This window comes from Sinorhizobium sp. FG01, assembly GCF_002531875.1.
Lineage (GTDB): Bacteria > Pseudomonadota > Alphaproteobacteria > Rhizobiales > Rhizobiaceae > Sinorhizobium > Sinorhizobium fredii_C.
Map to the genome: position 1 here is coordinate 101,165 of NZ_NWTB01000004.1, position 21,697 is coordinate 122,861.

The 21,697-nt window shown below is 63.4% G+C and carries 17 protein-coding genes and 1 pseudogene; 4 read left to right on the forward strand and 14 right to left on the reverse strand.

The window, feature by feature from the left end; all coding sequences use genetic code 11:
- The first annotated feature begins 10 nt into the window (after positions 1-10).
- Complete coding sequence (ureG, locus tag CO656_RS05945) at positions 11-622, forward strand: urease accessory protein UreG (protein WP_037414598.1); 612 nt, start codon at positions 11-13, stop codon at positions 620-622.
- Between the two features lie 10 nt (positions 623-632).
- Here the strand turns inward: ureG and CO656_RS05950 are convergent.
- From CO656_RS05950 to CO656_RS05985, 8 genes and pseudogenes are all read right to left on the reverse strand, one after another.
- Positions 633-1,314: pseudogene (locus CO656_RS05950) on the reverse strand (Crp/Fnr family transcriptional regulator).
- Between the two features lie 143 nt (positions 1,315-1,457).
- Positions 1,458-4,772, reverse strand: a complete 3,315-nt coding sequence (locus CO656_RS05955) for an efflux RND transporter permease subunit (protein WP_097525149.1) — start codon at positions 4,770-4,772, stop codon at positions 1,458-1,460.
- 14 nt (positions 4,773-4,786) lie between these two features.
- Positions 4,787-5,974, reverse strand: coding sequence for an efflux RND transporter periplasmic adaptor subunit (locus CO656_RS05960; protein WP_037414633.1), 1,188 nt, complete (start codon positions 5,972-5,974; stop codon positions 4,787-4,789).
- A gap of 431 nt (positions 5,975-6,405) precedes the next feature.
- Complete coding sequence (locus CO656_RS05965) at positions 6,406-7,398, reverse strand: ABC transporter substrate-binding protein (RefSeq protein ID WP_037414602.1); 993 nt, start codon at positions 7,396-7,398, stop codon at positions 6,406-6,408.
- A gap of 29 nt (positions 7,399-7,427) precedes the next feature.
- Complete coding sequence (locus CO656_RS05970) at positions 7,428-8,297, reverse strand: ABC transporter permease (RefSeq protein ID WP_097525150.1); 870 nt, start codon at positions 8,295-8,297, stop codon at positions 7,428-7,430.
- On the reverse strand, positions 8,294-9,178 hold the full coding sequence (locus CO656_RS05975) for an ABC transporter permease (protein ID WP_097525151.1): 885 nt from the start codon (positions 9,176-9,178) through the stop codon (positions 8,294-8,296). Before CO656_RS05975 ends, CO656_RS05970 begins: the two co-directional genes overlap by 4 nt.
- Positions 9,171-9,611, reverse strand: a complete 441-nt coding sequence (locus CO656_RS05980; protein ID WP_234819732.1) for a GNAT family N-acetyltransferase — start codon at positions 9,609-9,611, stop codon at positions 9,171-9,173. Before CO656_RS05980 ends, CO656_RS05975 begins: the two co-directional genes overlap by 8 nt.
- Before the next feature lie 46 nt (positions 9,612-9,657).
- Entirely contained in the window at positions 9,658-10,449 is a 792-nt protein-coding gene (locus tag CO656_RS05985) for an ABC transporter ATP-binding protein (protein ID WP_037414608.1), read from the reverse strand.
- A 121-nt stretch (positions 10,450-10,570) separates the two neighbouring features.
- Between CO656_RS05985 and CO656_RS05990 the strand changes: the two genes are divergently transcribed.
- Complete coding sequence (locus tag CO656_RS05990; protein WP_176536488.1) at positions 10,571-11,005, forward strand: cupin domain-containing protein; 435 nt, start codon at positions 10,571-10,573, stop codon at positions 11,003-11,005.
- Between the two features lie 22 nt (positions 11,006-11,027).
- Here CO656_RS05990 and hydA read toward each other — a convergent pair whose 3' ends face one another.
- On the reverse strand, positions 11,028-12,482 hold the full coding sequence (gene hydA / locus CO656_RS05995) for a dihydropyrimidinase (RefSeq protein WP_097525153.1): 1,455 nt from the start codon (positions 12,480-12,482) through the stop codon (positions 11,028-11,030).
- 81 nt (positions 12,483-12,563) lie between these two features.
- Positions 12,564-13,814, reverse strand: coding sequence for a Zn-dependent hydrolase (locus CO656_RS06000; RefSeq protein WP_097525154.1), 1,251 nt, complete (start codon positions 13,812-13,814; stop codon positions 12,564-12,566).
- 262 nt (positions 13,815-14,076) lie between these two features.
- On the opposite strand from CO656_RS06000, the gene rutR reads away from it, so the two are divergent.
- A complete protein-coding gene (gene rutR / locus CO656_RS06005) occupies positions 14,077-14,718 on the forward strand; it encodes an HTH-type transcriptional regulator RutR (protein WP_012708997.1) in 642 nt (213 codons plus the stop codon).
- Between the two features lie 191 nt (positions 14,719-14,909).
- Here the strand turns inward: rutR and CO656_RS06010 are convergent, their stop codons facing one another.
- Together CO656_RS06010 and CO656_RS06015 are read right to left on the reverse strand one after the other, a co-directional pair.
- Positions 14,910-16,583, reverse strand: a complete 1,674-nt coding sequence (locus CO656_RS06010) for an adenylate/guanylate cyclase domain-containing protein (protein WP_095677985.1) — start codon at positions 16,581-16,583, stop codon at positions 14,910-14,912.
- A 155-nt stretch (positions 16,584-16,738) separates the two neighbouring features.
- Positions 16,739-17,638 carry a LysR family transcriptional regulator gene (locus CO656_RS06015; RefSeq protein WP_097525155.1) on the reverse strand — a complete coding sequence of 300 codons (900 nt, stop codon included), beginning with the start codon at positions 17,636-17,638 and terminating at the stop codon, positions 16,739-16,741.
- A gap of 101 nt (positions 17,639-17,739) precedes the next feature.
- Between CO656_RS06015 and CO656_RS06020 the strand changes: the two genes are divergently transcribed.
- Positions 17,740-18,762, forward strand: coding sequence for an NAD(P)-dependent alcohol dehydrogenase (locus CO656_RS06020; RefSeq protein WP_097525156.1), 1,023 nt, complete (start codon positions 17,740-17,742; stop codon positions 18,760-18,762).
- A 63-nt stretch (positions 18,763-18,825) separates the two neighbouring features.
- On the opposite strand, the gene preA is transcribed toward CO656_RS06020, so the two are convergent.
- Together preA and CO656_RS06030 are read right to left on the reverse strand one after the other, a co-directional pair.
- On the reverse strand, positions 18,826-20,139 hold the full coding sequence (preA, locus tag CO656_RS06025; protein ID WP_095677984.1) for an NAD-dependent dihydropyrimidine dehydrogenase subunit PreA: 1,314 nt from the start codon (positions 20,137-20,139) through the stop codon (positions 18,826-18,828).
- A gap of 24 nt (positions 20,140-20,163) precedes the next feature.
- Positions 20,164-21,525, reverse strand: a complete 1,362-nt coding sequence (locus tag CO656_RS06030) for an NAD(P)-dependent oxidoreductase (protein ID WP_097525157.1) — start codon at positions 21,523-21,525, stop codon at positions 20,164-20,166.
- Positions 21,526-21,697 lie beyond the last annotated feature (172 nt).

The window sequence follows — 21,697 nt, forward strand, 5'->3', positions numbered from 1 at the left end:
GACATAGAAAATGCCATCGAAAAACGGTCCCCTTCGCGTCGGCATCGGCGGCCCGGTCGGGTCCGGCAAGACGGCGCTGACCGACAAGCTGTGCAAGGCGATGCGCGAGAAATATTCGGTCGCCGTCGTCACCAATGATATCTACACGAAAGAGGACGCCGAGGCGCTGGTGCGGATGCAGGCGCTGCCTTCGGAGCGAATCGTCGGCGTCGAGACCGGCGGCTGCCCGCACACGGCGATTCGCGAGGACGCCTCGATCAATCTTCAGGCGATTGCCGACCTCAACCGCCGCATCCCCGATCTCGACGTGGTCTTCATCGAATCGGGCGGCGACAACCTCGCTGCGACCTTTTCGCCCGACCTGGCGGACCTGACCATCTATGTGATCTCCGTCTGCCAGGGGGAGGAAATCCCGCGCAAAGGTGGCCCGGGGATCACCAGGTCAGATCTGCTGGTGATCAACAAGAAGGATCTCGCTCCTTATGTGGGCGCCGATCTCGAAGTTATGGAGCGCGATGCGACACGTATGCGCGCCGAAAAGCCCTTCGTCTTTTCCGACATGAAGCGCGGCGACGGCATCGACCGGATCGTCGAGTTCCTGACGGTGCAGGGCGGGCTCTAAACTCGGGACCTTAGAACTGTTCGAGCGCCTGACGGTCGCGAATTTCGATCACCCGGCCCTTCACCACGACGCCCGATTGACGAAGCGTGGAGAAGGCGCGCGACAGTGCCTCGGGGGCGAGGCCGAGTTTGCCGGCGAGCACGCTCTTCTGAAACGGCAGGCGGAAGGAGAAGCTCTGGGAACCGTTCGGGCAATGGCTCAGAATGTAGTTCGCGACGCGCTGAGGCGCGGTGAGAAGCCGGTCTTCGGCAAGGCAGTCCTCGGCCAGCTTGCCGTGGTGACAAAGAATTTCGAGAAGCGCCTGGGCAACGGCCGGGTCTTCGGCGGCCAGCCGGCGCAGCTTGCCGCCTTCCAGCCGGGCGATGATCGAGTGTTCGGCGGCCTGGGCATCGGCGGTCGCGCGGCGATCCAGGAACATGGCGTTGACGCCGATCAATTCGCCTTTCGGGAAGACTGCGACACCGGCTTCGCGCCCGTACCTTGCCCAGGCGATAGAGGCGGACGAGCCCCGAGAGGACGACCAGCACATCGTCGAGCGGCTCGTTCTGGCGAAATAGCGTGACGTACGCTTCGTGCGTCGAAACTGTCGCGCCCTCGACAATCGCCTCTATCGCGGATCGCGGCAGCCGCGAAAAGAATCGCGCATTGAGGAGGATGGCCCGGTCGCTGGAGGTCAATCGCAAGGTCTTCATACCGCTCGTCCGAAAAATCGTGACTAAGCTAGCGGTTTCGCGCCGGTCCTAACTTGACCCGTATTAAACAACTTGGCGAAAAGAGGCGCTGCTGCTTGTCCCTGCTCGGAACGGGTGCAGCAGTAGTTCTTAGAAAATACGGCTTACTCGGCGGCGAGTGCCGGATGGCTGATGACCTTGCGGTCGGACTTGCCGCGCCGCTCGGCCTCCAGCGCCTTGACACGCTCCTCCAGGCTTTCGATCGTCGTGCCCTGTTCTGCGGCAAGCTTGCTGAGCGCCTCGCGGTCGAGCGGCAGGTCTTCTTCCTCCTTCTTGCCGACCATGCGGCCGAAGGTCCAGGCGAGAAGACGCGACAGGTCGTCCATGATCAGGAAGAAGGAGGGGACGACGACGAGGCTGAGCACCGTCGAGACGATGATGCCGCCGATGACCGCGATCGCCATCGGCGCCCGGAACGAGCCGCCTTCGCCGACGCCGAGTGCAGAGGGGAGCATACCGGCGGACATAGCGATGGAGGTCATGACGATCGGCCGGGCGCGCTTGCGGCCAGCCTCGATCATCGACAGCGTCCGGTCCATGCCGTGATGCATCATCTCGATGCCGAAATCGACGAGCAGGATGGCGTTCTTGGTGACGATGCCCATCAGCATGAGGATGCCGATCAGGACGGGCATGGAGAGCGCATTCTGCGTGAGGATCAAAGCGGCTGCCACGCCGCCGATCGCCAGCGGCAGCGAGAACAGGATAGTGAATGGCTGGATGACGTCCTTGAACAAGAGGATGAGCACGACCAGCACCATCATCAGGCCCAGCAGCATCGCATTGCCGAAGCTCTGCTGCATTTCCGCCTGCACTTCGGCGTCGCCACTTTCGAGGAACTCGACGGTCCCCGGCAGCTTCGCTTCGGAGGCGATCTGCTTGAAGCGGGCCGACGCGGTGTCGAGGGCGACGCCTACGGGCAGATCGGCGCCGAGCTTCACAACGCGGTTGCGGTCATAGCGTTTGATGGAACTCGGCCCTTCTCCATAGTTGATGTCGGCGACGCTCGCGAGCGGGACTGTCGCACCGGACGCCGTCTGTACCCTGAGATTGCGGATCGCAGCCAGATCTGTCCGGAAATCGCGGTTGAGCTGGACCCGGATCGGGATCAGCCGCCCGTCGAGCGCAATCTTCGTCAGTTGTGCGTCGATATCGCCGATCGTGGCGACGCGGATAACTTCCGAGATCTCCGCCGTGGTGATGCCGAGGCGGGACATCTGCTCATCGCGCGGACGAATCTGCAGTTCCGGCCGCGGCAGGGCACCGTCGGGGCTGACATTGGCGAGCAGCGGATCCCTGCGGAGCTTCGCTTCGAGCGTGGCGATGGCCGTCTCCAGATCCGCCTCGTTGTTGGAAAGCAGGTTGAACGACAGGTCGCGCTCGCCGCGATCGTTCAACTTGGTAACGCGGAGATCCGGGATCGATTGCAGCCGCGCGAAGATTTCCTTCTCGATCTGAGATTGCGGCTTGGTGCGGCCAGCCGGCGGCAGCTTCGGCAGATACTCACCGATCAGCGGCGTGCGCCCGATAACGTCGTTGACGACCTTGTTGACAAGCGAGTGATCGAGCTTCTTGAGCAGCACGGTGACGGCGGCGCGGCGCAGTTCGAGATCGCCCTTCGGCGAGGCGCCCCCGAGGACGAAGACGTTCTCGACTCCCTCGATATCCTTGATGCGGTTGTAGATTTCCGTGGTCGTCCGGTCCGTGTCCTCGAGCATCGCATCGGGCGGCAGTTCAATCGACAGGCTGACGCGCGAATTGTCCTCCGGCGGCAGGAAACTACCGGGCACGAAGGCGATGAGCGCGGCGACGGAGCCGATAGTGAGCAGGATTGCCACGACCAGCGTGGAATAGCGCGTATACCAGCGTTTCGTGGTGAAGTGCACGACCCGCGTGTACTGCCGCATCATGAAGCCGTCATCATCGTGGTGACCGCCGCCGACATCCGTCGGCTTCATCAGATAGGCCGCCATCACCGGCGTGATCAGGCGGGCGACGAGCAGCGAGAAGAAGACCGAGACAGCGACCGTCAGCCCGAACTGGATGAAGTATTGCCCCGGAATGCCTGGCATGAAGGAAACGGGCACGAAGACCGCGATGATGGTGAAGGTGGTGGCGATGACCGCAAGGCCGATCTCGTCGGCTGCCTCGATCGCCGCCTTGTAGGGCGACTTGCCCATGCGGATATGGCGCTCGATATTCTCGATCTCGACGATTGCATCGTCGACGAGAATGCCGGTTGCGAGCGTCATCGCCAGGAAGCTCACGAGGTTCAGCGAGAAGCCAAGGAGCTCCATGACCCAGAAAGTCGGGATGGCTGAAAGCGGCAGGGCAACCGCTGAGATCAAGGTGGCGCGCCAGTTGCGCAGGAACAGCATAACGACGATGACGGCGAGCAGAGCACCCTCGATCAGCGTATGTATCGCCGCCTCGTAGTTGCCATAGGTGAAGTAGACCAGATCGTCGACCATCTCGATGGTGACGTCCGGATGCTTGGCGCGGATCTCGTCGAGGGTCTTGGCGACTGTTTCGGCGACGCTCACCTCGCTCGCCCCCTTGGCACGGAACACCGCGAAGGTAACGCCCGGGTGGCCGTTGAAGCGCGAGAAGGACTTCGGCTCCTCGTAGGTATCGGTAACCTTGCCGAGCTCCGACAGACGCACGAAGCGTCCGTTCGGCAGCGAGATCATCGTGTTGGCGAGCTGGGAAACGTCGCGCGCGTCGCCGAGCGTACGGATCGCCTGTTCGCTGCCGCCGACCTGACCGCGGCCCGAGCCGAGATCCATGTTCATGCGGCGGAGCTGGCCGTTGACGTCAGCCGCGGTGATCCCGAAGGAATTCAGCCGGTCGTCATCGAGCTCGATGCGCACTTCGCGGTCGGACCCGCCATAGCGGTCGACCCGACCGATGCCGCTTTGGCCCTGGATGGCGCGCTTGATCGTGTCGTCGACGAACCAGGACAGCTCCTCGAGCGTCATGCCGGGCGAGGAGACGGCAAAGGTCTGGATGGCCTGGCCTTCCACGTCAACCTTGGAGACGATCGGCTCCTCGATCGAGGTCGGCAGGTCGCCGCGGATGCGGTCGATCGCGTCCTTGACATCCTGAACGGCCTGTTGCGTGGGCACTTCCATGCGGAAGATGACTGCGGTGGTGGATGTCCCGTCGGTAATCGTCGACTCGATATGGTCGACGCCGGAGATGCCGGCTACCGCGTCCTCGATTTCCTTGGTCACCTGGGTCTCGAGTTCGGCGGGGGCGGCTCCGCTCTGCGCCACGACGATCGAGACGATCGGGACGTCGATGTTCGGGAAGCGGGTGATCGGCAGCGAATTGAAGGACTGCCAGCCGAGCACGACGAGCACGAAAAACGCCAGAATCGGCGCGACCGGATTGCGGATGGACCAGGCGGAGAAGTTCATGGTCTCTGTTCCCGTCAATTGGTTATCGGCTGGTCGGACTTGACCGGATTGATCCGGTCGCCGTCACGCACGTAGGCGCCGGCCTTGGCCACGGCCTGCTCGCCCGGCTTGAGGCCGGAAAGGATCTCGACAAACTGCCCGTCCTGGATGCCGGTCTCAACCGGAACCAGCCGAACGATGCCGTCTTCGACCTTGCGAACGATGGTCTTGCCGTCTTCCGATGTAACGGCGGTTTGCGGCAGGACGACCGTCTGCTTTTCTTCGACCGTAATGACCGCGCTCGCGTACATGCCGGCGCGCGCCTCGGTCGTGTCGGTGAGGCTGATGTGAACCTTGCCGAGCCGCGTGTCTTGATCGATCGTCGGCGCGATCAGGCGGATCTTGCCCGCGACGGTCGCATTGCTTCCGGCGAGCTTCACCGTTGCGGGTTGCCCGACGGCAAGCTTGACGATATCGGACTCGGCGACATCGGCCTTCATCTCGATCGCACCGTCGCGGATCATTGCGAAGAGCGGTTCCCCATTGCCGCTGGCGATCGCGCCGACCTTGGCGTTCTTTGCCGAGATCACGCCGCTGACCGGGGCCTTTACCTCGGTACGGGCAAGCCTGAGGTCGATATCGTCGATCTGCGCCTGGACAACCTTGATGTCCGCTCTGGCGACGCCCACCGATTGCTCGGCCGAGCGAAGGCGGGCGCGCGTGGCGGCGGCGAGTGCCTTCAGGCGGTCCGCCTCGGCGGTCGAGACCGTGCCGTTCTCCGAAAGCCGTACGGCGCGATCGGCGACGCGCGTCGCCTCTTCGGAATTCGCCGTCGCCTCGGCAAGCTGGGCTTTGAGCTGCGCGAGCGAGGCTTCCGCCTTGGCGAGATTGGCCTCCAGCTGACTTTTCTGCAGAAGCAGCGCGTCGTCGTTGAGGACGACAAGGATGCTACCCTCTTCGACGCGATCGCCGACATCGACATTCAACGAGCGGATGGAAAGCCCGTCGACGAGCGGTGCAACATAGGTTTCCTCGACCGCCTGGATCGACCCGGTGGCAAGGACGCGGTCGCTGATCTTGCGTTCTGCCGCTTCCGTCACGACGATCGATGGCAGTGCCTGCGACGGCTGCGGCTTTGCGGCCTCCTCGGCCGAGACGCCCGAAAACGTGCCGAGCGTGATTGCTGCACATGCGCCGAGAAGAGGAAGGAGTTTCTGAGCCATCGGCATATTGTCCTGACAGAAGTAAATCATGCTGCCTCGCCGCTCATCAAGGGCGAAGCTCCGCGTGCAATCATGCTATTTCCCGCGTGTTCCGCCGGCATTGCCGACCGGTGCGATCCACGCGTTCAAAATGCCCGACCCAGAGCATCAAATCGAAGGTACCGACGCGGGAGAAATTACTCAAGGAAGCGAAACCAGAGAAAACCGGTTCCTCCCTGCGCCTCGTCTCCAGTCAATCGTTCCGGGCTATGTAAGCGCGGTAGCAAATGCTTACAAGAGGCCGGAAACGATGGTGCCTCAGTATTTCTCCCTGGTGATCTGCCGGGAGGCTATAGTGGAGCGAGTTAAATGCAAGCTTAACAACTGGGGCGGGTTGCCCAAAAGCGCGCGGCATACCGCCGCGCGCTTCTCGGTCTGACGCAAGCCGCGGCCTATTTCAGCGCTGCGTCGGTGATCTCGTGGGTCCAGGCGCCTTCCGGCTCCTTGGAGATGACCGGATCGGACCCGCCGGAGAGCAGCGACTGGACCGTGCGCTTGTAGTCGGCCTCGTCGAGCGCGCCGTTCGAACCTGCCGTCAGCTTGGCGATTTCGCCCATCATGCGCTTCTGGTGCTTCTCCGTCTGGGCGCCGGTCGAGTCGTTTTCGAGCACGATATCCGCGGCCTCGTCCGGGTTCTCCTCGGCATATTTCCAGCCCTTCATCGAGGCGCGGACGAACTTCACCATCTTCTCCTTGAAGGCCGCGTCCTTGAGCTTGTCCTCGAGGACATAGAGGCCGTCCTCGAGGGTGGCGACGCCCTGGTCCTCGTATTTGAAGGTGACGAGATCCTCCGCCTTGATGCCCGCGTCGATGACCTGCCAGTATTCATTGTAGGTCATCGTCGAAATGCAGGCCGCCTGCTTCTGGATCAGCGGGTCGACGTTGAAGCCCTGCTTCAGGACGGTGACACCGTTCGGGCCGCCATCCGTCGGGATTTTCAACTGCGACATCCAGGAGAGGAACGGGTACTCGTTGCCGAAGAACCAGACGCCGAGCGTCTTGCCTTTGAAATCCTCGGGGGTCTTCACGCCCGATTCCTTGAGACAGGTGAGCATCATGCCGGATTTCTTGAAGGGCTGGGCGATGTTGACGAGCGGCACGCCCTTTTCGCGGGTGGCGAGAGCGGACGGCATCCAGTCGACGATGACATCGGCGCCGCCGCCGGCGATCACCTGCGGCGGAGCGATGTCCGGACCGCCCGGCTTGATGTCGACGTCGAGGCCCTCTTCCTCGTAAAACCCCTTGTCCTTGGCGACGTAGTAGCCGGCGAACTGGGCCTGCGTCACCCATTTCAATTGCAGCGTGACCTTGTCGGCGGCATTGGCATGGAAGGCGGCAAGCGAAAAGGCGCCCGCTGCCAGCAGAGATGCAAGTTTTTTGTTCATGTCAGTTCCCTCTTATCATTGCTTGATTGTCAGGCTCGGCCACTGCGGATGGACGGATGCCAGAAGGTGACGGCGCGCTCGATGAGCGCGACCACCCCGTAGAAGGCGGAGCCAGCCACCGCCGCAACGGCGATTTCGGCCCAGACCATGTCGACGTTCATGCGCCCCACTTCCGTGGAGATCCGGAAACCCATGCCGACAATGGGCGTTCCGAAAAACTCGGCCACAATCGCGCCGATCAGCGCCAGCGTCGAGTTAATCTTGAGTGCGTTGAAAATGAAAGGCCAGGCGGCGGGCAGCCTCAGCTTGACGAGCGTCTGCCACCAAGTCGCCGCATAGGTGCGCATCAGGTCGCGCTCCATCTGGCTGGCGACAGCAAGGCCGGAGACGGTGTTCACCAGCATCGGAAAGAAGGTCATGATGACGACGACGGCCACCTTCGATTGCCAGTCGAAGCCGAACCACATGACCATGATCGGGGCGACGCCGATGACGGGGAGGGCGGAGACGAAATTGCCGAGCGGCAGCAGGCCTTTCTGGAGGAAGGGAGAGCGGTCGATGAGGATTGCCACCAGGAAACCGAGGCCGCAGCCGAGTGCATAGCCGGTCAGCACGGATTTCAGGAAGGTCTGGCGGAAATCGGCAGTCAGCGTCGGTACCGAATTGACGAGCCGCGCCCAGATCATCGACGGCGCCGGCAGCAGCACAGACGGGATGGCAAAGCCGCGAACGATGCCCTCCCACAGGACCAGGATCGTGACGCCGAAAAGGAGCGGCACGGCGGAGCGCGCCGCATTGTTGGCCGCTTCGCTCTCAAAGCGCTGGCGGACCAGCCATTCGTTGACGGCCCAGGCGACCAGCCAGAAGAAAACAGCGCCGGCGAGAGCGGTAAAATTCATGGCTTGGCTCCCATGCGCTTGAGGACGGCCGTGTGCGCGAAGCCGACGATCATCACGAGAACTGCCGCTAGGGCAGCCGCCATGAACAGCGCCGCCCAGATTTGCACGGTCTGGCCGTAATAGGAGCCTGCAAGCAGTCGCGCACCGAGCCCCGCCACGGCCCCGGTCGGCAGTTCGCCGACAATGGCGCCGACGAGCGAGATGGCGACGGCGACCTTCAGCGAGGTGAAGAGATAGGGCATGGAGGAGGGCCAGCGCAGCTTCCAGAAAGTCTGCGCCGCCGAGGCATTGTAGGTGTGCATCAGGTCGAGCTGGATCGTTTCGGGACTGCGCAGGCCCTTGACCATGCCGACCACCACCGGGAAGAACGACAGATAGGTGGAGATCAGCGCCTTCGGTAAGAGGCCGGCGATGCCGATCGCATTCAAGACGACGATGATCATCGGCGCGATCGCCAGGATCGGTATCGTCTGGCTGGCGATCACCCAGGGCATCAGCGAGCGGTCCATGGCGCGATTGTGAACGATGCCGACGGCGAGAAGCACGCCGAGCGCTGCGCCGATGCCGAAGCCGAGCAGGGTGGCCGAAAGCGTGATCCAGGCATGGTAGACGAGGCTGCGCTTCGAGGTGATCGCCTTGTTTACTGTCGTGTCCCAGATTTCGGCGATGACCTGGTGCGGTGCGGGCAGCACCGGCCTTTCCTGCACCATCGTGTTCCTGACGAGGTCGGAAAACGCGATCTCGGTGCCGGCACGCGCCGCCGTGTCGCGCTCGAAGGGCGCGTTGAGGAAGATGGCGGCGACGTACCAGACGGCGATAAGAACCAGGACGACGGTGCCGATCGGCAGCAGTTTGTCGCGGGGGAAGCTCGGCTTATGCATCGGCGCCTCCGCCGCTCAACGGCTCGGCGCGCCAAAGATAGAGAATATCGGGCAAGCCTTCCTCGTTGTCGCCGCTCGTTCGGCGTATCGGCACGAAGCCCTGGCGTTCGTAAAAGCGCTGGGCGCGGGCATTTTCTGCAAAGGTCCAAAGCTTGAGCTCGCCCTTTGCTCGCCTCTTCGCTTCGCTGAGTAGCGCGGCCCCAATTCCCGCGCCCCTGTAGGATGGATCGAGATAGAGCGCCGACACAAATTGCTCCTCGGCGAGGGCGAGAAAGCCTGCAATTTCGCCTCGAGACTCGGCAATGATGATGACCGTGCCCTTCGCAAAGAGCGTTTCCCGGTAATAGCGCTCTACATCGGCGGGCCCGTGGATCCTCGGCATCCAGACCGTAGCATCTACCCAGCGATTGAAGATGTCGGCGCAGGCTTTCATGTCCGCCAAGGTTGCATCCCGACAGCGAACCTGGGCGGCGCAGGCACTATTCATCATAGCTGTGCCCCGCTCTCAGGCCTTCCCGCACCCGGTGGGCAATCTCCAAGAACTCCGGCGTTTCGCGGATGCCGAGCGGCCGTTCCCTCGGCAGCGTCGATTCGATGATGTCGGTCACCCGGCCGGGGCGCGGGCTCATCACGACGATTTTGGTCGAGAGATAGACGGCCTCCGGGATCGAGTGGGTGACGAAACAGATCGTCTTGTTCGTCTGCGCCCAGAGCTTCAGGAGCTGCTCGTTCAAGTGATCGCGGACGATCTCGTCGAGGGCGCCGAAGGGTTCGTCCATCAGCAAGAGGTCAGCGTCGAAGGCGAGCGCGCGGGCAATCGAGGCGCGCTGCTGCATGCCGCCGGAAAGCTGCCAGGGATATTTCTTGCCGAAGCCGGTAAGGTTGACGAGCTCCAGCGTCCGTTCGATCCGCGCCTTCTGCTCGTGCCCGGAATGGCCCATGATCTCGAGCGGCAGGGCGATGTTCTTCTCGATCGTCCGCCAGGGATAGAGCGCGGCCGCCTGGAACACGTAGCCATAGGCGCGATTGTGGCGAGCCTCCTCCGGCGTCATGCCGTTGACGGCGATAGTGCCGGCGGTCGGCTTCTCGAGATCGGCGATGATGCGCAGGAATGTCGTCTTGCCGCAGCCGGAAGGGCCGATGAAGGAGACGAAGTCCCCCTTGGCGACGTCGAGGTTGACGCCCGTCAGCGCATTGACCGGCCCGTCGCTGGTCTGAAACGTCAGGCCGAGATTTCGGGCCGAGACCACGGAGGCGGGATTGGATGTCATGGATGGATTCTCATTATGTCTTGCCTGTGCCAGACTGCTATCCGGGCCAGCAACTTGCAATCGCGGATTTGCCGCGGAAGGCTCCTGTTCAAGGTTTTTCAGCGAATTCTGGAGAACGGTCATGTCTCGATCATCCCATCCTGGCTGTCGCGTCGTGCGGCCGGGCAGCGGCTATGCCGGCAAGCAGGGGCTCAACTATTTCGAAGGCATCGCCGCCGAGACGGTGGGCTCCACCGGCATCTGCATGCATTTGTTGACCATGCCGCCCGGTGCGCGCGCCAAGGCGCATCTCCACGAGAGCCATGAGACGGCGATCTACGTGCTTGCCGGCGAGGCGCATACCTGGTTCGGCGAGCGGCTCGAGGAGCATGTGATCGTCAGGGCCGGCGAGATGTTCTACATCCCGGCCGGCGTGCCGCATCTGCCGGCCAATCTTTCCGACAGTCCCTGCACGGCGGTCATCGCCCGGACAGATCCGAAGGAGCAGGAGAGCGTCGTGCTGCTGCCGGAACTCGATGGACTGGTTCCGGCCGATCCTCTCACACGTGGCGGATGACGAACGCAGCATCCGAAATCCGTCACACGCCGGTCGCCGGAATGCCCGTGCGCTGCACGGCGCGCGGTGCGGTCACTTCCTTCCAGGTCGACAGCGCCGTGCTGACCGCCGGGAAGGGGTCGCGCCGGACGAATTCGCCGTGGCCTTCCTGCGTTTTCACCGCCCCTTCCTCGATCGCCACGACGCCGCGCGTCAGCGTGAAGCGCGGCAGGCCGGTGACCGTCTTGCCCTCGAAGACATTGTAGTCGATCGACGATTGCTGATTGTTCGCCGAGATCGTCTTCGAGCGCTTCGGGTCCCAAACGACGAGGTCGGCATCGGCGCCGACGAGGATCGCGCCCTTCTTCGGATAGATGTTGAGGATCTTGGCGATGTTGGTGGACGTCACCGCAACGAATTCGTTCATGGTGATGCGGCCAGTATTGACTCCGTAGGTCCAGAGCATCGGCATGCGGTCCTCAAGACCGCCGGTGCCGTTCGGGATCTTGGTGAAATCGCCGACGCCGAAGCGCTTCTGCGCCGTCGTGAAGGCGCAATGATCGGTCGCCACCACCTGCAGCGAACCGGAGGCAAGGCCGGCCCACAGGCTATCCTGATGCTGCTTGTTGCGGAAGGGTGGCGACATCACCCGGCGGGCCGCATGATCCCAGTCTTTGTTGAAATACTCCGTCTCGTCGAGCGTCAGATGCTGGATCAGCGGCTCGCCGAAGACGCGCATGCCCTTGGCGCGGGCCCGCCGGATCGCCTCATGCGCCTGCTCGCAGGAGGTGTGGACGATATAGACGGGACAGCCGGCCATGTCGGCGATCATGATGGCGCGGTTGGTGGCCTCGCCCTCGACCTCGGCCGGCCGCGAATAGGCGTGCGCCTCGGGGCCGCTATTGCCCTCGGCAAGCAGCTTCGCCTGGAGCTGGGCGACGACGTCGCCGTTTTCGGCGTGGACCAGTGGCAGGGCGCCGAGCGCGGTGCAGCGCTGGAAGGACGAGAACATCTCGTCGTCGTCCACCATCAGCGCGCCCTTATAGGCCATGAAGTGCTTGAAGGTGTTGATGCCCTTGTCCTTGACGATCGCCTCCATCTCGTTGAAGACCTGCTCGCTCCACCAGGTGATCGCCATGTGGAAGGAATAGTCGCAATTGGCGCGGGTCGACTTGTTGTCCCACATGGTCAGCGCCTCGAGCAGCGACTGGCCGGGCGAGGGAAGCGCGAAATCGACGACCATGGTCGTGCCGCCGGCAAGCGCCGCACGGGTGCCGCTCTCGAAATCGTCGGAGGAGTAGGTGCCCATGAAGGGCATTTCGAGATGCGTGTGCGGATCGATGCCGCCCGGCATGATGTAGCAGCCGGTCGCATCCAGCGTGTCGGTGCCGGTGAGATTGGGGCCGATTTCGACAATCTTGCCGCCTTCGACCTTGATGTCGGCCTTGTAGGTCAGGTCGGCGGTAACGACGGTTCCACCCTTGATGACAGTGCTCATTGGTTATCTTCCTCTGGATGGTGCTTCGGCGGCCGGGGCCACCAAGTAAAAAGGGCGGAACTTGTCGTCCCGCCCGCAAACTCACTCGACGACCTCGGCCGTTTCCAGAACAGCGTGGAAGAGAACGTCCGCGCCGGCGGCGGCCCATTCCTTGGAAATGTCTTCCGCCTCGTTGTGGCTGAGTCCATCGACGCACGGGCACATGATCATCGTGGTCGGGGCGACCTTTGCCGCCCAGCAGGCATCGTGGCCGGCGCCGGAGATGAGGTTCATATGGCTGTAGCCGAGCTTCTCGGCGGCGCCGCGGACAGTGGACACCAGCTTGGGATCGAAGGTGACCGGGTCGAAATGGCCGACCGCCTCGATCGAACAGCCGACGCCGAGCGGTTCGCAAATCTTCGGCGCTTCGGCTTCGATCCGGGCGCGCATCCCATCGAGCTTGGCCTGGTCCGGCGAGCGGATGTCGACGGTGAAGACGACCTTGCCCGGCAGCACATTGCGGGAATTGGGCGAGAAGAACATTTGGCCAACCCCGCCGACGGCGCCCGGCTGGCTTTCCATGGCGACGGTCTGCACCATTTCGAGGATGCGCGCCATGGCGAGGCCGGCATTGACACGCATGTTCATCGGCGTTGAGCCGGTATGGGCCTCCTTGCCGGTCAGCGTGAACTCCAGCCACCACAGGCCCTGACAGTGGGTGACGACGCCGATCTGCTTGTTCTCGGCCTCGAGGATAGGTCCCTGCTCGATGTGATATTCGAAATAGGCATGCATCTTGCGGGCGCCGACCTCCTCGTCGCCCACCCAGCCGATGCGCTTCAATTCGTCACCGAAGCTCCTTCCCTCCGGGTCCTTGCGGGCATAGGCGTAATCGAGCGTATGGACGCCGGCGAAGACGCCGGAGGCGAGCATTGCCGGCGCGAAGCGGGCGCCTTCCTCATTGGTCCAGTTGGTGACGACGATCGGATGCCTGGTCTTGATGCCGAGGTCGTTCAGCGTGCGGATGACCTCGAGGCCGCTCAGGACGCCGAGCACGCCGTCATACTTACCGCCGGTCGGCTGCGTGTCGAGATGGGAACCGATATGGACGGGGAGGGCATCCGGGTCGGTGCCCGGACGGGTCATGAACATGGTGCCCATCTTGTCGACACCCATGGAGAGCCCGGCCTTTTCGCACCAGGATTGGAACAGCCGGCGGCCCTCGCCGTCGGCGTCCGTCAAGGTCTGGCGATTGTTGCCGCCGGCAACGCCGGGGCCAATCCTCGCCATTTCCATCAACGAATCCCACAGGCGGTCGGCATTGACGCGCCTATTCTCGCCAGGTGCAGCCATGGCGCTCTCCTCTTTTGCCGGCTAGGCCCTCCCCGGGGATAGCCATGTTCCCGTCGGTCAAATCGGAGCTTTCCTTTGCGCCCTTCGATCAGCCGTTGCCTTTGTCGGCAATCTGACTGATAATTTGACCGGTTGGTAAACATTACAACTTCCGTGGCGGCACTCAAGCCGGAAAAAGAAAAAAACCAGTTTGTTGCCCAAATAAATGGCGCGTCCGAAATTTGGGCAAAACGCGACGGTGCGGGCATCGGCAGGGGGAGAGATGGTACTTCCGAGAGCGGCGAAAACCCAGAGGCGCACGCGTATCCAGGAGGAGAAGGAGGAGCGGATCCTCGAAGCCGCGCTTGAGGTCTTTTCCGCGAGCGGCTTCCGCGGTTCGACCATCGACCAGATCGCCGAGGTGGCGGGCATGTCGAAGCCCAACCTGCTCTATTATTTCCGGACGAAGGAAGCCATGCACCGCGCCTTGATCGACCGCGTCCTCGATACCTGGCTCGATCCGCTGCGCGAATTCAACGCCGAGGGCAACCCTGTCGCCGAGATCCGCAGCTACATTCGCCGCAAGCTCGAAATGGCGCGGGATTTCCCACGGGAAAGCCGATTGTTCGCCAATGAGGTGCTGCAGGGCGCTCCTCATATCGAGGACGAGCTGAAGGGGCCGCTGAAGCAATTGGTCGACGAAAAGGCCGAGGTTATCCGGGCCTGGGCGAAGGCCGGCAAGATCGCCAATTGCGATCCCTATCACCTGATCTTTGCCATCTGGTCGACGACGCAGCACTACGCCGATTTCGACGTACAGGTGCGGGCGGTGCTCGGCCAGGAGCACGCAGGCGAGGGGCGCTTCGAAGATGCGGCGCGCTTTCTCGAGCGGCTGTTCGTCGACGGGCTACAGGTGCGCGAGTAGCGGTCGACATTGAATTGCAATGGCGGTGCCGTCCCTCATCCCGCTGCCGACCTTCTCCCCGCAAGCGGGGCGAAGGGGTATGCCGCGCCGCCTCAAGTCCGCTCTCCCCGGGCGCCGGAGAGGTGCTAGTTTTTGGTTAAACCCGAGGAGAGGGCCAGAACCGGCTCTTGTGCTCACGTTGGCCAATATAGCTATCCCTGTGCCGGGATGATCTTGGCAATGCGCGCGGCATCGTCGACGATCCAGGTCTCGAGCGTCGCCTTTCGGCCGCGCAGGCTGATATCCAATCGCCTGTCGCCCTCGAGACTGAGGCCGGCGCGTTTGACGAGTTCGACGGAGACGGCAAGCTCGGCATCGTGCTCCTTGGCCAGGCCCTCGAGCCGGCTCGCGGTGTTGATGGTGTCGCCGACCGCCGTCAGCGAGGTCGCCTGACCATAGCCCATCTCGCCGACGATGGCCGGTCCGGCATGGAGGCCGATCGCGAGCCGGAGCGGCCGTTCGAGCTCGTCCCCGAAGGTCTGGTTGAGCGCGCGAATACCCGTCGACAGCCGCGAGGCGGCGGCGAGCGCCTGGCGGCATGCTTCGGGCAGCGGCGACTTCAGCCCGAAGATCGCCAGCGCTCCGTCGCCGATGAATTTGTCGATGACGCCGCCGGAACTCTCGACCGCCTCGCCAACCATCTCGAAGTAGCGGTTGAGCAGGAATACCGTATCGTAGGGCAGCTTGTGCTCGGCAATGCGGGTGAAGTCGCGCAGGTCGCAGAAGAGCACGGCCACGCGCCGCTCGCGCCCGCCGCCGTTCTGCCGGGCAAGCTGCGTCTTGATCCCGAGGCTGTCGGTGTCGAGGATGGGGACGACGGTGACGTTGTGAGTGGGCCGGAACTGGCAGGCCAGCCGGACATTGTCGGGGGCACCGATCCGGCCAAGCGTGGCACGTTCCGCGGCCTCGGGCGCCGGCTGCCCGTCGAGACCCTCGATGACCCGCACCCGGCAGGTCGAGCATCGGCCGCGGCCGCCGCAGACCGAGACATGCGGGATGCCGGCGGCGCGGCTTGCCTCAAGCACGCTGAATCCGATCCCGACCGCCGCCACGCGCCCATCCGGATAGCGGACGCGGATACGGCCCCGCGCCGGCAGCGCGCGCAGCGCCAGGGTCCCGCCGATCAGGCCGGCAAAGCCGCCATAGAAGGCGAGCCGGATGTTTTCGGCGAGGGCCGGATCGAGGCGCGGCCGCTCGCTGACATAGGCCCGGTCGCCATAGCCGCCATGCTCAGCATAGTCGCGACCGAGAGAACGGGCGCCGTTGACGAAGCCGAGCAGCGCGAAGATCGGCACGAGCAGAGCAACGGTATAGAGCAGGAACTCGTAGCGCGGAAACCAGTCACGCCCGCGCATCCAGAACCAGGCGCCGAGGCAGGCGTGGCTCCAAACAAAAAGAAGAGCAATCGTCTGTCGGGTCGTGCCGATCGAACTCGACCAGAGGGCGCGCAGGATGGCCGGGTAGTCGGCATCGACCCCGGTCAGGAGCGGCTCAACCCGGGTGGCGACCACATGGGGGATCAGCAGGAAAGGCAGGCTCAGGCCGAAGATGATCTTCACGGCCTCTCCGACCGGCATCCTCAGCGTCTGGCGGCGATAGAGACTGTCGAGTGCCATCAGGAAGTGCAGGAGTAGCGCGCCGTAGAGCAGGACGGTTCCGGGTACGCTCTGCCAAACGATCGTGAAGACCTGCCGGCCGGCTTCCATCGCGCCGATCGAGATCAGGCCGAGGGAGTGATTTGTGAAATGCGTTAGCACGAAGACGCTGAGCACGGCGCCGGAAATCAGGTGCGTCTTCTTGCGTGTATTGGCGGAAAGGATCGTCAAACAGTCTGCCCGGGGTCTGCCGGCGGCGACCGGCCGCTGCTGGTTTTCCCCTTATCGACCAGTTTGCCGGTGGCGACAACTTACGTTTTCTACACAATCTGTTTCGCGTTCGTGTTCGCTCGGCGATACCACGCCAGGGGCTTGGCCCGACAAATCTATTCCATGATGCGCGGCAGTCCGGCGGCGAGAGCATCGATCGCCAGGCGCAGTTTCGGCAGCAGGTGCCGTGTTTGCGGCCAAACGGCATGGACCTTGAAAACGAGACCCGGCCGATCCGTCAGAACCCGGACGAGCTCGCCGCGCTGTACGCGCTCGCGCACCAACCAGCATGGCAGCCAGGCAAGGCCCAGTCCCTCGGCCGCCGCATCGGCGATCGCCGCGAGATCGTCGAGCCGCAGCCGGGTTTTCGGCAGGATGGTGTCTGCGGCACTGCCTTCGGCGGGGAACGACCATGGCCGCTGTTGGCCTGCGCGGCAGTAGACCACGGCGTCGTGATCTGCGAGGTCCGCCACGGTCTGGGGCGCACCGGATGCCGCGAGATAGGCCGGCGAGGCACAGACCGTCATGCGCTGTTCGGCGATCACCCGCGTCATCAGGCCGGAATCATTGCCCAATACATTGTTGCGGATCGCGAGGTCGAAACCGTCGTCGAGCAGGTCGACCACGCGGTCGTTGAAGGAGAGTTCGAGCTCAAGCCGGGGGTGAATGCGGACGAGGTCGCGAAAGACGGGAGCCACGCATTGGCGGCCGAAGAGCACCGGCATGGAGATCCGCAACCGGCCGCGAATCTCCTGTTTGCCGGATTCAAGTAGGGCTTCGACCGTCCTGATCTCGTCGAGTGCTTTCTGGCAGCTCTCATAGAAGAGCTGTCCTTCGTCGGTCAGGCTCTGCGCCCGTGTCGTGCGGTGAAAGAGGCGGGTGGCGAGGCGTTCTTCAAGGCGGGCAATCGTCTTACCGACCGCGGAGCGCGAGAGGTTCAACCGTTCTGCCGCCGCAGAGAAGCCGCCGGCCTCCGCCACCTCGACAAACACCGAGATGCCATTCAGATGTTCCATTTAATTGTATCCGCCTAGGAACCAATCTCGGGAAATCTTATCGCAACTGGCGATCCTGGTTCAACACTATGCTTGTCCAATCACAACCGAAAGGAACGAGCATGTCGAAATGGATGCAGGAGTGGAGCACGGAGACGGTCGGCCCATACAACCTGAAGATCACCGAGCGCAGGATGCCGGAAACCGGCGAGTTTGATGTGCTCGTCCGCACGACGGCGGTGTCGCTCAACTACCGCGACAAGCTGATGCTGGAAAGCGGCATGGGGCTGGATCTCACCTTTCCCTTCGTGCCGGCTTCGGACATGAGCGGCGTCGTCGAAGCGGTCGGCAAGGGTGTGGCCCGCTTCCGCCCCGGCGACCGCGTCATCTCCACCTTCGCCCCTGGATGGCTCGATGGCTTGCGGCCGGGAAGCGGCAGAACGCCGGCCTACGCCACACTTGGCGGCGTGCATCCGGGTGTCCTGTCGGAATATGTCGCTTTTCCGCAAGACTGGTTCGTCGCCGCGCCGAAAAGCCTCGATGCCGCCGAGGCGAGCACCTTGCCGTGCGCCGGCCTCACCGCCTGGTTCGCGCTGGTCGAGAAGGGCCACCTGAGACCCGGCGACCGCGTCGTCGTGCAGGGCACGGGCGGCGTCGCACTCTTCGGGCTGCAGATTGCCAAGGCCGTCGGCGCCGAGGTGATCGTGACCTCGAGCAGTTCCGAAAAGCTCGATAAGGCGCTCGCCCTTGGCGCCGACCACGGCATCAATCGCCGGAGCGAAGATTGGGTAGAGTGCGTCTATGAGCTCACCGGCGACCATGGCGCCGACCACATCCTGGAGATCGCCGGCGGCGCCGGCCTCGGCCAGTCGCTGAAGGCGGTCGCGCCGGACGGGCGTATATCGGTGATCGGCGTGCTCGAAGGCTTCGAGGTTTCCGGCCCGGTTGCGCCGCTGCTCCTGAAATCGCCGGTGCTGCAGGGTATCAGCGTCGGGCATCGCCGGGCGCTCGAAGATCTGGTTGGTGCCGTCGACCGCTTGCGGCTGAAGCCGGTCATCGACAAGCGCTACAAGTTTACCGAAGTCGGTGAGGCGCTCGCGCATCTCGATCGCGGCCCGTTCGGCAAGGTGGTGATCGAGTTCTGATCGCGCCACAATGAACATGGCCGGCGGCGATTGCCGGCGGCCATGCTGTCCTGTCGACTGTGCTTACTCGGCCGCCTGGCGCGCCATCGGGTTGTTCGGGTGAGTCGTCCAGTTGGCGTAATTGGGGTCGACCGGCTTGCCGGTGCGCTTATCGAGTTCACCGGCGGCGAGCGGCTCCATGGTGATGCAATTCTGGACCGGACAGACATTGACGCAGAGGTTGCAGCCGACGCATTCCTCCTCGATCACCTCGAAATGGCGCACGCCATTGACGAACTGCGTGATCGCCTGGTGCGAGGTGTCCTCGCAGGCGATGTGACAGCGGCCGCATTTGATGCAGGCATCCTGATCGATCTTCGCCTTGGTGACGTAGTTGAGGTTGAGATATTGCCAATCGGTGACGTTCGGCACGGCGCGGCCGCAGATGTCGTCGAGCGTCCGGTGGCCCTTGGCATCCATCCAGTCGGACAGGCCGGTGATCATTTCCTGGACGATCTTGAAGCCATAGGTCATCGCCGCCGTGCAGACCTGCACGTTGCCGGCGCCGAGCGCCAGGAATTCGGCCGCGTCGCGCCAGGTGGTGATGCCGCCGATGCCGGAGATCGGCAGGCCGTAGGTTTCCGGATCGCGGGCGATCTCGGCGACCATGTTGAGGGCGATCGGCTTCACCGCCGGGCCGCAATAGCCGCCATGGCTGCCGCGTCCGTCGATCGAGGGTTCCGGCGAGAAGGTGTCGAGATTGACCGAGGTTATCGAGTTGATCGTGTTGATCAGCGACACGGCGTCGGTGCCGCCGGCCTTGGCGGCGCGGGCCGGCTTGCGGACGTCGGTGATGTTTGGCGTCAGCTTGGTGATCACCGGCATGCGCGTGTACTGTTTGCACCAGCGCACCACCATCTCGATATATTCGGGCACCTGGCCGACGGCGGAACCCATGCCGCGCTCGGACATGCCGTGCGGACAGCCGAAGTTGAGCTCGATGCCGTCGGCCCCGGTTTCCTCGACCAGCGGCAGGATCGCCTTCCAGGCATCCTCGACGCAGGGCACCATGATCGAGGCGATCAATGCCCGGTCCGGCCAGTTCATCTTCACCTGCTTCATCTCGCGCAGGTTCACGTAAAGATCGCGGTCGGTGATGAGCTCGATATTGTTCAAGCCGAGCAGGCGGCGGTCGGCGCCCCAGATCGCGCCATAGCGCGGGCCGTTGACATTGACCACCGGCGGCCCTTCCTCGCCGAGCGTCTTCCAGACGACGCCTCCCCAGCCCGCCTTAAAGGCGCGCTCGACGTTATAGGCCTTGTCGGTCGGCGGCGCCGATGCGAGCCAGAACGGGTTCGGGGATTTGATGCCGACAAAATTGTTGCGAAGATCAGCCATTTTTTCTCGTCCTCTCGATCCTGTTCAGGCGACGGCGCTCGCCAGCGGCGCGTCCGCGGCGAAAGCCCGGTTGATCGATTCGGCGCTATCGCGTCCCATCGCCACGGCGGAAACCGTCAGGTCCTCGCCGCCGAGCACACAGTCGCCGCCCGCCCAGACCCTGGCGAACGAGGTGCGGCCTTCTGCATCGACGACGATGCGTCCGCTCTCCATCTGCAAGGCACCGAGGCCGGAGGCCTGAAAACTCTGGCCGATTGCCTTGAAGATCTGCTCGGCGGCAATAATACCCGTTTCCCCGGTCGTCGTCAGCTTGCCTTCCTCAAGGGCCGTGTATTCGAGTTCGATGCCGGCGACCTTGCCGTCCTTCACGGCGATGCGCTTCGGCTGCAGCCAGTGGCGGATGGTGACGCCCTTGGATGCCGCGAGATCCTGCTCGAACTCGGAGGCGTTCATGTGCTCCTTGCCGCGGCGATAGCAGATCGTCACTTCCTCGGCGCCAAGCAGCTTCGCCTGGACGGCAGCATCGATCGCGGTCATGCCGCCGCCGAGCACCACGACGCGGCGGCCGACCGGAACGTCGGCCTTGGTCTTCGACTGACGGAGTGCGGCGATGAAGTCGACGGCGTCCTCGACGCCTTCGGCGTTCTCGCCCTCGATCCGGAGAGCGTTGACGCCGGCGAGGCCGAGGCCGAGGAAGACGGCGTCATATTGCTCGGTGAGGTCGGCGAGCGAGAAATCGCGGCCGAGGGCCTCGCCGTGGCGCACCTCGATGCCGCCGATCGACAGGACGTAGTCGACCTCCCTCCGGGCGAAATCGTCCACCGTCTTGTAGGCGGCGATACCGTATTCGTTGAGGCCGCCGGATTTTTCACGCGCATCGTAGATCACCACGTCGTGACCCTTGACGGCTAGCCGGTGGGCGCAGGCCAAGCCTGCCGGCCCGGCGCCGACGACGGCGATGCGGCGTCCCGTTGCGGCCGCGCGCGCATAGAATTGCTTGTTCTCCTTCATGGCGACATCGGTCGCGTAGCGCTGCAGGCGGCCGATCTCGACCGGCCGCTCCTCCGCCGTGTTACGTACGCAGGCCTGTTCGCAGAGTGTTTCGGTGGGACAGACGCGGGCGCACATGCCGCCGAGGATGTTCTGGTCGAAGATCGTCTTGGCCGAGCCGATCGGATTGCCTGTCGATATCTGCCGGATGAACAGCGGGATATCTATGGAGGTGGGACAGGCCGTCATGCACGGCGCGTCATGACAGAAGTAACAGCGGTCAGAAGCAACCAGCGCCTCGTGCCTGTCGAGCGGCGGATGCAGATCGGAGAAATTGGTTTCGTACTCCGCGAGCGGCAGCCGCCCGTAGAGAATCCCAGATTGCGTCGTTCCCATTTTTAGCTCCCAATGTATTCTCAGGATGGGGAACGGTAACACGCTTTATTTTTTTATCAAACGGTAAAATTTTGGGTGCGCTTTCCGCGAATTCCCGGTGTTGCGGGCGTTTTTGCCGGCAGCGACACGTTACGCCTTTGTTTGACAGTACACGGCAAATAATGGCAGCAAA

What these genes read in the sequence shown, in the direction of transcription:
- ureG (WP_037414598.1), top strand. Translation starts at nt 11, where the DNA reads ATGCCATCGAAAAACGGTCCCCTTCGCGTCGGCATCGGCGGCCCGGTC.
- CO656_RS05955 (WP_097525149.1), bottom strand. Translation starts at nt 4,772, where the DNA reads ATGAACTTCTCCGCCTGGTCCATCCGCAATCCGGTCGCGCCGATTCTG.
- CO656_RS05960 (WP_037414633.1), bottom strand. Translation starts at nt 5,974, where the DNA reads ATGGCTCAGAAACTCCTTCCTCTTCTCGGCGCATGTGCAGCAATCACG.
- CO656_RS05965 (WP_037414602.1), bottom strand. Translation starts at nt 7,398, where the DNA reads ATGAACAAAAAACTTGCATCTCTGCTGGCAGCGGGCGCCTTTTCGCTT.
- CO656_RS05970 (WP_097525150.1), bottom strand. Translation starts at nt 8,297, where the DNA reads ATGAATTTTACCGCTCTCGCCGGCGCTGTTTTCTTCTGGCTGGTCGCC.
- CO656_RS05975 (WP_097525151.1), bottom strand. Translation starts at nt 9,178, where the DNA reads ATGCATAAGCCGAGCTTCCCCCGCGACAAACTGCTGCCGATCGGCACC.
- CO656_RS05980 (WP_234819732.1), bottom strand. Translation starts at nt 9,611, where the DNA reads ATGAAAGCCTGCGCCGACATCTTCAATCGCTGGGTAGATGCTACGGTC.
- CO656_RS05985 (WP_037414608.1), bottom strand. Translation starts at nt 10,449, where the DNA reads ATGACATCCAATCCCGCCTCCGTGGTCTCGGCCCGAAATCTCGGCCTG.
- CO656_RS05990 (WP_176536488.1), top strand. Translation starts at nt 10,571, where the DNA reads ATGTCTCGATCATCCCATCCTGGCTGTCGCGTCGTGCGGCCGGGCAGC.
- hydA (WP_097525153.1), bottom strand. Translation starts at nt 12,482, where the DNA reads ATGAGCACTGTCATCAAGGGTGGAACCGTCGTTACCGCCGACCTGACC.
- CO656_RS06000 (WP_097525154.1), bottom strand. Translation starts at nt 13,814, where the DNA reads ATGGCTGCACCTGGCGAGAATAGGCGCGTCAATGCCGACCGCCTGTGG.
- rutR (WP_012708997.1), top strand. Translation starts at nt 14,077, where the DNA reads ATGGTACTTCCGAGAGCGGCGAAAACCCAGAGGCGCACGCGTATCCAG.
- CO656_RS06015 (WP_097525155.1), bottom strand. Translation starts at nt 17,638, where the DNA reads ATGGAACATCTGAATGGCATCTCGGTGTTTGTCGAGGTGGCGGAGGCC.
- CO656_RS06020 (WP_097525156.1), top strand. Translation starts at nt 17,740, where the DNA reads ATGTCGAAATGGATGCAGGAGTGGAGCACGGAGACGGTCGGCCCATAC.
- preA (WP_095677984.1), bottom strand. Translation starts at nt 20,139, where the DNA reads ATGGCTGATCTTCGCAACAATTTTGTCGGCATCAAATCCCCGAACCCG.
- CO656_RS06030 (WP_097525157.1), bottom strand. Translation starts at nt 21,525, where the DNA reads ATGGGAACGACGCAATCTGGGATTCTCTACGGGCGGCTGCCGCTCGCG.